Origin of the sequence: Burkholderia sp. BCC0398, assembly GCF_902833245.1 — a bacterium.
GTDB classification, from domain to species: domain Bacteria; phylum Pseudomonadota; class Gammaproteobacteria; order Burkholderiales; family Burkholderiaceae; genus Burkholderia; species Burkholderia sola.
Genome location: NZ_CADFEM010000007.1, coordinates 192,286 through 206,070, shown reverse-complemented (window position 1 = coordinate 206,070; position 13,785 = coordinate 192,286). Strand labels below are relative to the sequence as shown.

The following is a 13,785-nucleotide window of genomic DNA, read 5'->3' as shown; positions in this document are numbered from 1 at the left end:
CCAGTTTACCTACAGAATAGGCGAGCAAGAAGCATGCACGGCAGGGCGCCACGTGCGGCCGCCGGTCGCGGTCGATACGCGCACGCGTGCCGGGCCGCGTTGCACCGCGATGGTGCGCGCGGGCCCGATTCGGCGCGCGCCGCCGGTCACGCGCGCTCGGACGGGTCGGTCTTGCGCGCGGTGCTGCGGATCTCGGGCGCGAGCTGCGCGAAGATCCACGCGGACGCGGCCGTGATGATCCCGACGCAGACGAACGTCGCATGGAACGCCGGCAGCGTGTTGCTCGGCGTCACGGTGCGCAGCATGCCGGTGAACGTCGCGAGCAGCGCGCCGGCGACCGTGACGCCGAGGCTCATCGACAGCATCTGCACGAGCGAGAACAGGCTGTTGCCGCTGCTCGCGCCGCCGGTGCCGAGATCCTTCAGCGTCAGCGTGTTCATCGCGGTGAACTGCATCGAGTTGAAGCCGCCGAACAGCGCGAGATGCACGACCTTCACCCACACCGGCACCGTGTCGCGCATCAGCGCGAAGCTCGCCATCATCACGCCGACCATGATCGTGTTCGCGAGCAGCACCTTGCGATAGCCGTGCTGCGTGATCAGCCGCGTGATGATCCGCTTCGAGAACATGCCGGCCGCCGCGACCGGCAGCATCATCAGCCCGGCCTCGAACGCCGAGTAGCCGAGGCTCACCTGCAGCAGCAGCGGGATCAGGTACGGCATCGCGCCGCTGCCGATCCGCGCGAACAGGTTGCCGAGCAGCCCGACGCTGAACGTGTGGATCTTGAACAGCTCGAGCGAGAAGATCGGCTGCGGCGCGCGCACCGCATACAGCCCGTACGCGACGAAGCACGCGAGGCTCAGGATCAGCAGCACCAGCACGGCCGCGTGCTGCATGCCGAGATCGGCGAGCCCGTCGAGCGACAGCGAGATCGCGACCATCCCGATCGTCAGCAGCAGATAGCCCTTCAGGTCGAAGCGGCCGGCGGCCGGGTTGCGCGAATCGGGCATCGAATAGAAGGTCGCGATGCAGCCCGCGACGCCGACCGGCACGTTGATCAGGAAGATCCAGTGCCACGACGCGATCTTCACGAGCCAGCCGCCGAGCGTCGGCCCGATCAGCGGGCCGATCAGGCCCGGAATCGCGACGAACGACAGCGCGGGCAGGTAGCGCTCGGCCGGGAACGTGCGCAGCACCGCGAGCCGCCCGACCGGCAGCAGCATCGCGCCGCCGACGCCCTGCACGACGCGGAACGCGACGAGCTGCGTCAGCGTATGGGCGTTCGCGCACAGCAGCGAGCCGAGCGAGAACACCAGGATCGCGCTGAAGAACACGCGCCGCGTGCCGAACGTATCGGCGAGCCAGCCCGACACGGGGATCATCACCGCCATCGTCAGCGAGTACGCGATCACGACCGATTGCATCCGCAGCGGCGATTCGCCGAGGCTCGCGGCCATCGACGGCAGCGCCGTGTTGACGATCGTCGCGTCGAGCGTCTGCATGAAGAAGCCCGTCGCAACGAGCCAGAGCATCACGGTGAGGTTTTTTTCGCCGGGAGCGGCGGCGGGCGGGCTTTGGAACATGACGGCGGGGGCGGTGGCGCGGGACAGCCGACATTGTAGGGAAAGCCGCCGCGCCGTGCAGGTTCTGCGCGGTATGTCGTGCGGTTCCGGCCGGACCGGGCCGGCGCGGCGGCCGGCTGCCTGTCCCCGTCGGGCGGCCAGTACAGTTCAGCCGGAACTGTACGCGGCCGTATCTGTCCGGGTGCGGCCGCTCTCCGAAATACTGGTGTCATCGAACCGGTGCGACCAGGAGGCTGCGATGCGCGAACTGCGACTTTACGTAATGGACGGCGACGAGCCGGCCGGACGGTGGCGGATCGTCGATCGTACGCTGCTCGAAGTGGCCGAAGGCGACGTGTGGGTGACCGTCGAGGGCCGGTCAGACGATCACTGGCTGGGCGCGGGCGAATCGTTGACGTTGCTGCCCGGCACGCGCGCGTGGGTCAGCGCCGGGCCGCGTGGCGCGACGTTCGCGTTCGGGCCATTGGCGGTGCCGGCCCTGCGCACCGCGCCCGCGTGGTGGCGCCCGTTCGCCGCATGGCGCGACGGCCGGCGTCACCCGGCCGCGTCGCTGCCGACGTAGCGTGCGCGCGGCCGGATCAGCTTTCCGTCCGCGTACTGTTCGAGCGCGTGCGCGATCCAGCCGGCCGTGCGGCCGGCCGCGAACAGCGTGAACGCCGCGCCGTCGGGCAGCGCGAGCGTGCGCTCCAGCACCGCGAGCGCGAAATCGATCGTCGGCCGCAGGCCCGTCGCCGCATCGACGCGTGCGGCGAGCGCGCGCGCCGCGCGCAGCGCCGGCCGGTCGGGCGCCGTCGCATGCAGCGCATCGAGCAGCGCCCGTGCGCGCGGGTCGCCGTCGGGGTACAGCGGGTGCGCGAAGCCGGACAGGGCCGTGCGCCCGCCGTCCGCGCGTTCGTCGTGCGCCAGCCGCAGCGCGAGGTAGCGATCGAGATCGGCGGCGCGGGCCGCTTCGTCGAGCAGCGTGCCCGCGCGGAACGTCTCGCCGCCGTGACGCGGCCCCGACAGCGCCGCGAGCCCGCCCGAGATCGCACCGAACAGATGGGTGCCGGTCGATGCGATGCAGCGCACCGCGAAGGTCGACGGATTCAGTTCGTGATCGGCGCACAACACGAGCGCACGCCGCAGCAGGTCGGCTTCGTTGCGCCGCCGCACGCGCCACGCGGCCGCGAGCTGGCGGTGCACGGGCGCGTCGCCCGGCGCGATGCCGGCGAGCGCAGCCGTCGCGACGCGCAGCAGCAGCGCCGCGGCATCGAGCTGCGCATCGCGCCCTTGCGCCCACAGGCGCGGCAGCGATGCGGCCGCGGCCGGCAGCAGCACCAGCGTGCGTTCGAGCGGTGCGAGATGCGCCCAGCGACGCGCCCAGTCGTCCCACTGCGCCGCATCGAAACCGCTGGAAGCGAGCGACGCGGCGGCCAGCCGCGCGGGCGGACAGTCCCACAGCCGCGCGGCCGTTTCTTCGAGCGTCGCCGCGTCGGCCAGCGCGAGTGCATCGACGCCGCGGTAGCGCAGGCGGCCGTCGGCGATCTGCGTGATCCGCGATTCCAGGACGGGCACACCCCAGTCGAGCGAACGTTCGGCGACACCGCCCGCGCGTTTCGCATCGGCGCGGCGGCGCGCGAGCAGGCGCACCTCGTTGGCGTCGTAGCGGCGGCGCTTCGTCGCGCCGTCGGGCAGCGAGCGCAGCAGGCCGCGGCTCACGTACGCGTAGAGCGTGCTCACGCTGACGCCGAGCATGCCCGCGGCTTCCTGCGCACTGACGGATGTCATGCCGGTGGCTCCTGTCGCCGCGCATGAAGCGCGGGCCCGTTACGACTATTCGTTATGTATTGATTCGCGCAATCAAGATTGATCGCGCCTGTCGCGAATTCTAGACTCGATTCCGTCTCCTCAACGGCGTCTCCTCCACCATGACACCCGAATCCGCATTGGCGCATCTTTGGCAACTCGCACGTGGCGAGCGCGACGCGCTGGCCCGCACGACCGTGACGGGGCAGGACCCGACGCTGCCGTCGACGTTTCATGTCGGCACGCTCGCTGCCGCGACGATCGCCGCGGCCGGGCTCGCGGCAGCCGAATGCCATCGGCTGCGAACGGGCGTGGCGCAATCGGTCGACGTATCGGTGCGCGACGCGCTCGTGGCGTTCCGCAGCGAACGCTACCTGCGCGTGGACGACGGGCCGCCGCCGGAGCTGCGCCATCCGGTGACCGGCTTCTTCGAGACGGGTGACGGACGATGGATTCAGCTGCACGCGAATTTCCCGCATCATTTGCACGGCATTCTCGACGTGCTCGGCTGCGGCCCGCGGCCCGCCGACGTCGCCGCCGCGATCCATACGTGGGACGGCGCGGCGCTCGATACCGCGCTGGCCGACGCCGGCCTGTGCGCGGCATTGATCAGAACCCCTGATGAATGGGCGGCGCACGAGCAGGCGCACGCGATCGCGTCGCTGCCGCTGTTCGAGATCGAGCGGATCGGCGACGCACCGGCCGAGCCGATCGGCCGCGGCGAAGCCGGCCAGCCGCTGGCCGGCGTGCGCGTGCTCGATCTCACGCGCATCATCGCGGGGCCGGTCGCGGGCCGCACGCTGGCGTCCCACGGCGCGCAGACGCTGCTCGTCAACGGTCCGCACCTGCCGAACATCGCGCCGCTCGTGATCGACAACGGGCGTGGCAAGCGCTCGACGCGGATCGATCTGCGCGACGCGGCAGGCGTCGATACGCTGCGCGCGCTCGCGCGCGAGGCGGACGTGTTTCTGCAGTCGTACCGGCCCGGCGCGCTCGCGGCGCGCGGTTTCGCGCCGCAGGCATTGGCCGAACGGCGGCCCGGCATCGTCTACGTGTCGGTGTCGGCGTACGGGCATGCAGGGCCATGGGCGAAGCGGCGCGGGTTCGACAGCCTCGTGCAGTCGGCGAGCGGAATCGCATGGCAGGAGCAGCAGGCCGTGCAGGCGCGCGGGCCGCGCCATCTGCCGTGCCAGGCGCTCGATCATGCAACGGGGTATCTCGCGGCGTTCGGCGCGATGATCGCGCTCGCGCGAAGGGGGAAGCTGGCACGTGCGGATGTCGCTCGCGCAGACGGGGCGCTGGCTGCAGTCGTTCGGCGCGGTGCCGGACGGGTTGCACGCGCCCGATCTCGCGTTGGCCGACGTGCGCGACCGGATCGACCGCATCGCGTCGCCGTTCGGCGTGCTCGACACCGTGCGGCCGGCCGAGCGACTGTCGGCGACGCCGCCGTCGTTCGCGCGGCCGCCCGTGCCGCTCGGCACCGACGACGCGCGCTGGCTGTGAGCGCCGGCGACGCGCGTCGCGTTACTTGCGCAGTTCGACGACGAAATCGTAGTAGTCGTTGCGGCAGTAGGTATCGGTCAGTTCGATCGCGCGCTGGTCGGACGTATAGCCGATCCGCGTGATCAGCAGCAGCGCGTCGTGCGGGGCGATGCCCATCTGCTCGGCGATCTCGTCGGTCGCGTTGACCGCGCGGAAATGCTGCAGCGCGCGCACGATCGGCGTGCCGCGCGCTTCGAGATAGCTGTACAGCGAGCCGACGATCGCCTGCGGATCGGGAATCAGCGTCGCGGGGAACGTCGAATTCTCGACGGCCATCACGATGCCGTCGGCGAGACGCAGACGTTTCAGGCGTGTTACCGATGCGGCCGGCGACAGCCCGAGCTGGATCACTTCGTCGCGGTTCGCGGGCTGAATTTCGCGCGCTAGCCACTGCGAGCTCGGCTTGAAGCCGCGGCGCTCGAGCATTTCGCTGAAGCTCGACAGCCGCGACAGCGGATCCTCGTAGCGCGGCTGGATGAAGTTGCCGGCGCCCTGCGTGCGACGGATCAGGCCTTGCTCGACGAGCAGCGCGATCGCCTTGCGCGCGGTGATGCGCGACACGCCGAGCGCTTCGGACAACACGCGCTCGGACGGCAGCGCCTCGCCGGCCGTCCAGCGGTTGTCGTGGATCGCATCGCCGAGCTTGCGGGCGAGCTGCAGGTAGAGCGGCGTATCGTTGTCGGGGTCGGGGCGCAGGTCCTGCCAGCGGTCGTCCGTGGGTGCCTTCATACAATGGGTATCGATCAGGTTGCGGCCATTCTAAGTCATCATGCCGCGCCGTTATAGCCGGTTTTTGCCGCGTAACAGGCCGGGGGCGCACCGATTGACTACACTGATGCGTCGTATCCGATGCTTCGGCCGCGGTGTGCGGCCACGAATCCGCCACGAGGAAACGCATGACAGACACGATCGCCACGGTCGTTTTGCCGAACGGCGAGACGATTCCGAAGCTGGGCCTGGGCACCTGGGAAATGGGGGAGCGGCCGGCGCGGCGCGCGGACGAGATCGCCGCGCTGCGCGAGGGCGTCGAGCTCGGAATGACGTTGGTCGATACCGCGGAGATGTACGGCGACGGCGCGACCGAGGAACTGGTCGGTGACGCGCTTGCGGGCCTGCGCGACGACGTGTTCCTCGTCAGCAAGGTCTATCCGCACCATGCGAGCCGGCGCGGCGTCGCCGCCGCGTGCGACGCGAGCCTCAAGCGCCTGCGTACCGATCGCCTCGACCTGTACCTGCTGCACTGGCGCGGTTCGGTGCCGCTAGCGGAAACGGTCGAGGGTTTCGACGCGTTGCAGCGTGCGGGCAAGATCCGGCACTGGGGCGTGAGCAACTTCGATACGGCCGACATGGCCGAACTCGTCGACGACGCGGGCGGCGGGGCGTGCGCCACCAACCAGATTCTCTACAACATCGCGCGACGCGGTCCGGAGTTCGACCTGCTGCCGTGGCTGGCCGATCGTCGGATCCCGGCGATGGCGTACAGCCCGGTCGATCACGGGCGGCTGCCGAAACGCTCGCCGCTCGACGACATCGCGCGGCTGCGCGGCGTGTCGGTGACGCGCGTCGCACTGGCATGGGTGCTCGCGCAGCCGGGTGTATTCGCGATTCCGAAGGCGTCGCGGATCGAGCACGTGCGCGACAACCGCGCCGCGCTCGATGTCGTGTTCAGCGATGACGAGCGCGCGCAGCTTGACGCGTATTTCCGTCCGCCGCGCAGCAAGCGCGCGCTCGAGATGCTCTGACCGACTTCAGCCGGGCAACGCTTCGGGTCAGTGGCGGCCGCCCGACGATCCGCCGTTGCCGGGACCGCCGCCGTTGCCGTTGCCGGCGCCACGGCCGTTGCCGACGCCGTTGGCCCCGCCGTTGCCGGCGCCGCCACTGCCATTGCCGTTACCGTTGCCGCCGCCATTGCCGTGGCCGCCGGTGCCGTTGGCGCCGCCGCTTCCGCCGCTCCCGCCGTTACCGTTTCCACCGCCATTGCCACCGGCGCCATTGCCGTTACCGCCGCCGTTGCCCGCGCCACCACCGCCGTTTCCGTGGCCACCTCCGCCGTTACCATGGCCGCCGCCGCCGCCGCCGCCGCCGCCGCTGCCGCCGCTGCCGCCGCTGCCACCGCTGCCACCGCTGCCACCGCTGCCGCCGCTGCCGCCGCTGCCGCCGCTGCCGCCGCTGCCGCCGCTGCCGCCGCTGCCACCGCTGCCACCGCTGCCACCGCTGCCACCGCCACCGCCACCGCCGCCACCGCCACCGCCGTTGCCGTGACCGCCGCCGCCGCCACCATGACCACCGCCGTTGCCGTGACCGCCACCATCGCCATGGCCGCCGCCGTTGCCGTGACCGCCACCGTCACCATGGCCGCCGCCGTTGCCGTGACCGCCACCGTCACCATGGCCGCCGCCGTTGCCGTGACCACCGCCGTCACCATGGCCGCCGCCGTCGCCGTGACCACCGCCGTCACCATGGCCGCCACCGTCGCCATGACCGCCGCCATGACCGTGACCGCCGCCGTCACCATCGCCACCACCACCGTGGCCACCGCCACCGGAAGTGCCGCCACCGGAAGTGCCGCCACCGGAAGCGCCGCCACCGGAAGTGCCGCCACCGGAAGTGCCGCCACCGGAAGTGCCGCCACCGGAAGTGCCGCCACCGGAAGTGCCGCCACCGGAAGTGCCGCCACCCGAGGTGCCGCCACCCGAAGTGCCGCCACCGGAAGTGCCGCCACCCGAGGTGCCTCCACCCGAGGTGCCTCCACCGGAAGTCCCACCACCCGAAGTCCCACCACCTGAACCACCGTTCCCGGACGCATTGCCTCCGCGGCCCGTGCCGTTCGTACTGCCGGAGGTTCCGCCTGTCGTTCCGCCGACACCCGCAGGTCCGACGGCGCCGTTCCCGTTGTTGCCGCCGCTACCGTTCCCATTCCCTGTGCCGCCGCCGTTTCCGCTGCCGCCCGCACCGGCGCCGCCATTACCGACGCCCCGGCCGGCATACACGTGTACCGCGCACGCAGCCGGATTGGCGGCGCACGGCGATGCGTTCTCGACGAGCGTCATGATGGTGTCCGCGCTGGCGTTCGCGTCGGGCGCGGCGTCAGGCGTCGTGTTCTGTGCGACCGCATACGAGCAGCAGCACGCGAACGCGGCCACGGCCAGCAAGGTTGCACGAGGGCGCCGTCCCGCCGCGCGGAACGGTTGTTTCGTTTTATGCATCATGGCCTCCCCATGCGCGCGATGCCTCGTAGCCGCGCGACGATTTACGTGTGGTGCAGGGGGGCGTAAAAGATTCGTAGTCCTATCGTCGGCCGATCGCCTTCGGGCCGACGCTGGACGTCAGCCGCGAACGCGGATCGGCACGCGGGCCCGCCGTGCGAATCTCACTCTGCGAGATTCGTGCCATCGGCCGCTCGGGCCCGTCGGTAAAGGCGGGCGCAGTCGCGTGACCGCGCATGCAACGTCGTAGGGGAGCGTTTTGTTTCCGGAATGAAACGTCGGAGGAGTCGTTCAGCGCGCCGGCGCGTCGGCCGCGCGTTGCCAGCGGTGGAACAGGATCGACGCGATCCAGCAGACGAGGAACAGCGCGACGATGCCGTAGCCGATCGAGCCGAAGCGTTCGCCGAGCGCGTCGAGCGTGTCGCGCACGGGGCCCGTCAGCGACAGCTTGTCGGCCAGCAGGCCGGCTGCCTCGATCCCGCCGATCGCCAGCGCGACGGCCGCCGAGACGAACGTGATGCTCGCGTTGTAGAGCAGCTTGCGCTGCGGATCGTCCATTGCCCAGCCGTATGCCTGAATCATCAGCACGTTGTCGGTCGAGTCGATCAGCGTCATGCCGGCGGTGAAAAGCGCGGGAAACAGCATGACCGTATAGACCGGCAGCCCCTGGCTCGCCTGCGCGGCGGCGATCGCGAGCAGGCCGATTTCGGTTGCAGTATCGAAACCGAGCCCGAACAGCACGCCGACCGGATACATGTGCCAGCTCTTCGACACGAACCGGAACAGCGGGCGCAGCAACCGCGATACGAGTCCGGCGGGACGATGCTCGTGCGCGCCGTCGTGCGTGTGCCCGGACGCGCCGCGATAGCGTCGCCACACGTCGCGCAGGATCATCAGGTTCACGCACGCGAGCACCAGCAGGAAGGTAGCCGATACCGCCGTGCCGATCGTGCCGCCGATCTCGCGGAATGCATCGAACCGGTCGCGCAGCGCGAACGCTGTCAGCGCGATACCGAGCGTCGCCGCGATCACGATCGTCGAATGACCGAGCGAAAAGAACAGGCCGACGCTCACCGGACGCTGGCCGTCCTGCATCAGCTTGCGCGTCGCGACGTCGATCGCGGCGATGTGATCCGCGTCGACCGCATGACGCAGCCCGAGCCCGTATGCGATCGCCGCGGTGCCGAGCAGCAGCGGATGGTCGTGCAGCACCGCGAGCGCCCACAGCCAGACGGCGACGTTCGCGGCGATCAGGCCGGCATAGAGGGTCAGCAGGCGGCGCAGGGCAGGGGTGGGCGGCATCGGGCGGGTTCCATCTGACGAAACGCCATCCATTGTGGCACGCGAAAAAAAGCGCGGCACGCCGATCGACAAGCCGCGAACGCGATGTGCGCCGGACGAAAAAAAGCCCGTCCGGAATGAACCGGACGGGCCTTGTGCGCATGCGCCGAAGCGCGAGCGAGCGGCGCTTACTTCACTTTCGCGTTGATCACGGCTTCCGACACGTTCGCCGGCGTTTCCGCGTAATGCTTGAACTCCATCGTGTATGTCGCGCGGCCCTGCGTGGCCGAACGCAGCGACGTCGAATAGCCGAACATTTCCGCGAGCGGCACCTCGGCGCGCACCAGCTTGCCGCCGCCGCCCGCGATGTCCTCCATCCCCTGCACGATGCCGCGCCGGCTCGACAGGTCGCCCATCACGTTGCCCATGAAGTCCTCGGGCGTCTCGACCTCGACGGCCATCATCGGCTCGAGCAGCACCGGCTTCGCCTTGCGCATCGCTTCCTTGAACGCCATCGAGCCGGCCATCCGGAACGCGTTTTCGTTCGAGTCGACGTCGTGGTACGAACCGAACGTCAGATGCACCTTCACGTCGACGACCGGGTAGCCCGCGAGCACGCCGCTCTTCAGCGTCTCGGTGATGCCCTTGTCGACGGCCGGGATGAACTCGCGCGGAATCACGCCGCCCTTGATCTCGTCGAGGAACTCATAGCCCTTGCCGGGGTTCGGCTCCAGCGTGATCACCGCATGGCCGTACTGGCCGCGCCCGCCCGACTGCTTGACGAACTTGCCTTCGACGTCGGCCGCCGTCGTGCGCACCGTTTCGCGATACGCGACCTGCGGCTTGCCGACCGTCGCCTCGACGCCGAACTCGCGCTTCATCCGGTCGACCAGGATTTCGAGGTGGAGCTCGCCCATCCCCGAAATGATGGTCTGGCCGGACTCTTCGTCGGTCTGCACGCGGAACGACGGATCCTCCTGCGCGAGACGGTTCAGCGCGAGGCCCATCTTTTCCTGGTCGGCCTTCGTTTTCGGCTCGACGGCCTGCGAGATCACCGGCTCCGGGAATTCCATCTTTTCCAGGATGATCGGCTTGGCCGGATCGCACAGCGTGTCGCCGGTGGTCGCTTCCTTCAGGCCGACGGCCGCCGCGATGTCGCCCGCGCGCACTTCCTTGATTTCCTTGCGCTCGTTCGCGTGCATCTGCAGGATCCGGCCGAGCCGTTCCTTCTTGTCCTTCGTCGCGTTGAGCACCGTGTCGCCAGACTCGACGACGCCCGAATACACGCGGAAGAAGATCAGCTGGCCGACGAACGGGTCGGTCATGATCTTGAACGCGAGCGACGAGAACGGCTCGTCGTCGCTCGGATGACGTTCCGCCGGCTTTTCCGGATCGGCGAAATCGTGACCGAGGATCGCGGGCACGTCGACCGGCGACGGCAGGTAGTCGATCACCGCGTCGAGCATCGCCTGCACGCCCTTGTTCTTGAACGCGCTGCCGCACAGCATCGGCACGATCTCGTTCGCGATCGTGCGCTGGCGCAGCGCGGCCTTGATCTCGTCCTCGGTCAGCGATTCATGGTCGTGCAGATACTTCTCGAGCAGTTCCTCGCTCGCTTCGGCCGCGGCCTCGACCATCTTCTCGCGCCACTCGTGCGCGAGCTCGACGAGGTTCGCGGGGATGTCCTCGTACGTGAACTTCACGCCCTGGCTTTCGTCGTCCCACACGATCGCCTTCATCTTCACGAGATCGACGACGCCCTGGAAATGGTCTTCTGCGCCGATCGGAATCTGGATCGGCACGGCGACGCCTTTCAGGCGCTCGCCGATCTGCTTCTGCACGCGGAAGAAGTCGGCGCCGATCCGGTCCATCTTGTTGACGAACGCGATGCGCGGCACCTTGTACTTGTTCGCCTGGCGCCACACGGTCTCGGATTGCGGCTGCACGCCGCCGACCGAGTCGTAGACCATGCACGCGCCGTCGAGCACGCGCATCGAGCGCTCGACTTCGATCGTGAAGTCGACGTGCCCGGGCGTATCGATGATGTTGATCCGGTGTTCCGGATAGTTGCCGGCCATGCCCTTCCAGAAGGCCGTGGTCGCGGCCGACGTGATCGTGATGCCGCGTTCCTGCTCCTGCTCCATCCAGTCCATCGTGGCCGCGCCGTCGTGCACTTCACCGATCTTGTGGCTCACGCCGGTGTAAAACAGGATGCGCTCGGTCGTCGTGGTCTTGCCGGCATCGATGTGAGCGCTGATCCCGATATTTCTATAGCGCTCGATGGGGGTTTTGCGGGGCACGTGAACCTCCTGGTGGTTCGGATCGTAAGCGGGCCGGCTGATTGGGTGCCGGCCCGGGCTGGAACTAGCGAGATTTAAAGGATAGCGCTTGTCCGTGGCTTTTGCAGATGCGGGCAGCGGGTGCCGAATCAAGGCGGGCGCCGCCGGCGGGCGAAAAAAAAGGCCGGCGCCCGATAACAAACAAGGGGCGGCCGGCTTTTCGGTCGGTGCGCGGTGCGCGATGCAAGGCCGCCGCGCGGGCCGCTGCGGTTACTGGGCCCTCGGCAGGCCGTCGAGCTTCATGCCGGGCTTGATGCCTTTCGCGGCGAACCAGCCCTTGCTCATTTCCAGCGCATAGACGCCGTTGTTGCGCGGGCAGTGGTTGTCGGTGGTTTCCGCGCGCATCTCGTCGATGTCGGTGATCGTGCCGTCGGCGCGGATGAACGCGATCGACAGCGGAATCAGCGTGTTCTTCATCCAGAAGCAGTGCACGGCGTTCTCGTTGAAGACGAACAGCATGCCTTCGTTCGGCGCGAGCTGCGAACGGTACATCAGCCCCTGTTCGCGGTCGGCGTCGTTCGCGGCGACGGCCGCGTCGATCACGTACATGCCGGCGCGCAGCTTCACGCGCGGGAACTCGCTCGGCTGCTTGGCGCCGGGCGGCACTTGCGCGCCGGCGGCCTGCATGCCGAGCGCGAGGACGGCGAGCGCGGCGGGAAACACGGCGGCACGCGCAAGGCGGCCGAGCGACGGGCGCAGGGAGAAGTGCACAGCATGGCTCCTGTCTGGAAAACGAGACCCGCATGGTACGCGATGCGCGCCGGCGGGCACAAAAAAGAAAAAGGCAGATCGCCTTGCGGTGATCTGCCTTTCAACGCCGTAAGAACGGCAGGACTGCGTGTTCTTGACTGCGTTATTACAGCTTGCTTACTTAGTTCGAAGCAGCTGCCGGTGCTGCTGCGTCGCTTGCTGCAGCCTTCTTCGATGCCTTGTGGTGCTTCTTGGCAGCGTGGTGCTTCTTGGCAGCGTGCTTAGCCGGTGCCGAAGCAGCTTCTGCTGCTGCCGGAGCAGCTTCCGGAGCCGAAGCTTGTGCGAAAGCAGCCGTTGCGAAGAGGCCAGCGACCAGAGCGGCGATCAGTTTGTTCATGTTGTGTTCCTCAGCTTTAGTTAATTAACCAAATGACCCGGCAATAGGAGTCATGTCGTCTAACGGTGCCATCCACCTTTCGGTTGACAGACGCTTCGAGAAATTTCTCTTTGCGCTGCGGGCGCCGAATCGTATTCGAATAAAACGTCGCTTTCGTGACGCAAACACGGGTTCGGCTGCCAATGCCGGATAGCTAAGGTTGGCATCTGCGTGATTTAACGCGCGATCTGCGCGGGTGGTTGACGAAAAAGATGACGAAAAATTCGCGCGTCCCGGATTCGTCATCCGGCCGGCGCGAAACCGTCCCACGGCGCGCGCGGCGGCAGCGCGATTGTTTCGCCCGGCGCAATGCCGAGCGCGAATATATCGAGCGCGCCGATGCCGACGCGCACCAGACGCAACGTCGGGAAGCCGACGGCCGCCGTCATCCGGCGTACCTGCCGGTTCTTGCCCTCGGTGATCGCCAGCTCGATCCACGTGGTCGGGATCGCGGCGCGGTAGCGGATCGGCGGATTGCGCGGCCACAGCGTGTCGGGCGGCTCGATGAATTCGGCGCGGCACGGGCGCGTCACGTAGTCGCCGAGGTCGACGCCGCGTGCGAGCGCCTTCAGGTCGGCCGGCCCCGGCGCGCCGTCGACCTGCGCCCAGTAGCGCTTCACCAGCTTGTGGCGCGGCTCCGCGATGCGGGCCTGCAGCGCGCCGTCGTCGGTGAGCAGCAGCAGCCCCTCGCTGTCCGCGTCGAGCCGGCCGGCCGCATACACGCCGGGCGTTTTTACCCAGTCGCCGAGCGACGGTCGCGTCTCGTGCGCGGAAAACTGGCAAATCGTGCCGAACGGCTTGTTGAGGGCGATCAGGTTCATGGCGGGGCGCCCGCCCGGCGCCCCGCGGGGAGCGGGGGCGGGCGGTCTATGGCAAATGGCGGAATCTTAATGCATAATACGGAACGGCAAGTCCTCTGTCTT

Annotated in this window: 12 protein-coding genes; 3 read left to right on the top strand and 9 right to left on the bottom strand. The window is 68.7% G+C overall.

Features of this window, described 5'->3' with window-relative positions; translation table 11 throughout:
- Window positions 1–146 precede the first annotated feature (146 nt).
- Window positions 147–1,583, bottom strand: a complete 1,437-nt coding sequence (gene mdtD / locus HWX76_RS17545) for a multidrug transporter subunit MdtD (protein WP_050017080.1) — start codon at window positions 1,581–1,583, stop codon at window positions 147–149.
- Window positions 1,584–1,821: 238 nt separating this feature from the next.
- On the opposite strand from mdtD, the gene HWX76_RS17540 reads away from it, so the two are divergent.
- Complete coding sequence (locus HWX76_RS17540) at window positions 1,822–2,145, top strand: DUF2917 domain-containing protein (RefSeq protein WP_176016096.1); 324 nt, start codon at window positions 1,822–1,824, stop codon at window positions 2,143–2,145.
- Here the strand turns inward: HWX76_RS17540 and HWX76_RS17535 are convergent.
- Window positions 2,118–3,350 carry a citrate/2-methylcitrate synthase gene (locus HWX76_RS17535; protein WP_124631693.1) on the bottom strand — a complete coding sequence of 411 codons (1,233 nt, stop codon included), beginning with the start codon at window positions 3,348–3,350 and terminating at the stop codon, window positions 2,118–2,120. The two genes, HWX76_RS17540 and HWX76_RS17535, sit on opposite strands and share 28 nt — an antisense overlap.
- 140 nt (window positions 3,351–3,490) lie before the next feature.
- Between HWX76_RS17535 and HWX76_RS17530 the strand changes: the two genes are divergently transcribed.
- On the top strand, window positions 3,491–4,993 hold the full coding sequence (locus HWX76_RS17530) for a CoA transferase (RefSeq protein ID WP_244137978.1): 1,503 nt from the start codon (window positions 3,491–3,493) through the stop codon (window positions 4,991–4,993).
- Here the strand turns inward: HWX76_RS17530 and HWX76_RS17525 are convergent.
- A complete protein-coding gene (locus HWX76_RS17525; protein ID WP_006489667.1) occupies window positions 4,893–5,639 on the bottom strand; it encodes a GntR family transcriptional regulator in 747 nt (248 codons plus the stop codon). The genes HWX76_RS17530 and HWX76_RS17525 overlap by 101 nt on opposite strands.
- A gap of 167 nt (window positions 5,640–5,806) precedes the next feature.
- On the opposite strand from HWX76_RS17525, the gene HWX76_RS17520 reads away from it, so the two are divergent.
- The gene (locus tag HWX76_RS17520) at window positions 5,807–6,652 is read left to right on the top strand and encodes an aldo/keto reductase (protein ID WP_176016095.1); all 846 of its coding nucleotides are present in this window, start codon (window positions 5,807–5,809) and stop codon (window positions 6,650–6,652) included.
- A gap of 27 nt (window positions 6,653–6,679) precedes the next feature.
- Here the strand turns inward: HWX76_RS17520 and HWX76_RS36700 are convergent, their stop codons facing one another.
- From HWX76_RS36700 to HWX76_RS17490, 6 genes are all read right to left on the bottom strand, one after another.
- Entirely contained in the window at window positions 6,680–8,116 is a 1,437-nt protein-coding gene (locus tag HWX76_RS36700; RefSeq protein ID WP_244137981.1) for a hypothetical protein, read from the bottom strand.
- 291 nt (window positions 8,117–8,407) lie between these two features.
- The gene (locus tag HWX76_RS17510; RefSeq protein ID WP_176016093.1) at window positions 8,408–9,418 is read right to left on the bottom strand and encodes a HoxN/HupN/NixA family nickel/cobalt transporter; all 1,011 of its coding nucleotides are present in this window, start codon (window positions 9,416–9,418) and stop codon (window positions 8,408–8,410) included.
- A gap of 167 nt (window positions 9,419–9,585) precedes the next feature.
- Window positions 9,586–11,697, bottom strand: a complete 2,112-nt coding sequence (fusA, locus tag HWX76_RS17505) for an elongation factor G (protein WP_023477042.1) — start codon at window positions 11,695–11,697, stop codon at window positions 9,586–9,588.
- A gap of 249 nt (window positions 11,698–11,946) precedes the next feature.
- Complete coding sequence (locus HWX76_RS17500) at window positions 11,947–12,447, bottom strand: DUF192 domain-containing protein (RefSeq protein ID WP_006490889.1); 501 nt, start codon at window positions 12,445–12,447, stop codon at window positions 11,947–11,949.
- 160 nt (window positions 12,448–12,607) lie between these two features.
- Entirely contained in the window at window positions 12,608–12,823 is a 216-nt protein-coding gene (locus HWX76_RS17495; protein WP_011352970.1) for a hypothetical protein, read from the bottom strand.
- 281 nt (window positions 12,824–13,104) lie between these two features.
- Window positions 13,105–13,683, bottom strand: a complete 579-nt coding sequence (locus HWX76_RS17490) for a pseudouridine synthase (protein ID WP_006490892.1) — start codon at window positions 13,681–13,683, stop codon at window positions 13,105–13,107.
- Window positions 13,684–13,785 lie beyond the last annotated feature (102 nt).

Coding starts and splice junctions, on each gene's coding strand:
- mdtD (WP_050017080.1), bottom strand. CDS start 1,583: ATGTTCCAAAGCCCGCCCGCCGCCGCTCCCGGCGAAAAAAACCTCACC.
- HWX76_RS17540 (WP_176016096.1), top strand. CDS start 1,822: ATGCGCGAACTGCGACTTTACGTAATGGACGGCGACGAGCCGGCCGGA.
- HWX76_RS17535 (WP_124631693.1), bottom strand. CDS start 3,350: ATGACATCCGTCAGTGCGCAGGAAGCCGCGGGCATGCTCGGCGTCAGC.
- HWX76_RS17530 (WP_244137978.1), top strand. CDS start 3,491: ATGACACCCGAATCCGCATTGGCGCATCTTTGGCAACTCGCACGTGGC.
- HWX76_RS17525 (WP_006489667.1), bottom strand. CDS start 5,639: ATGAAGGCACCCACGGACGACCGCTGGCAGGACCTGCGCCCCGACCCC.
- HWX76_RS17520 (WP_176016095.1), top strand. CDS start 5,807: ATGACAGACACGATCGCCACGGTCGTTTTGCCGAACGGCGAGACGATT.
- HWX76_RS36700 (WP_244137981.1), bottom strand. CDS start 8,116: ATGCATAAAACGAAACAACCGTTCCGCGCGGCGGGACGGCGCCCTCGT.
- HWX76_RS17510 (WP_176016093.1), bottom strand. CDS start 9,418: ATGCCGCCCACCCCTGCCCTGCGCCGCCTGCTGACCCTCTATGCCGGC.
- HWX76_RS17495 (WP_011352970.1), bottom strand. CDS start 12,823: ATGAACAAACTGATCGCCGCTCTGGTCGCTGGCCTCTTCGCAACGGCT.
- HWX76_RS17490 (WP_006490892.1), bottom strand. CDS start 13,683: ATGAACCTGATCGCCCTCAACAAGCCGTTCGGCACGATTTGCCAGTTT.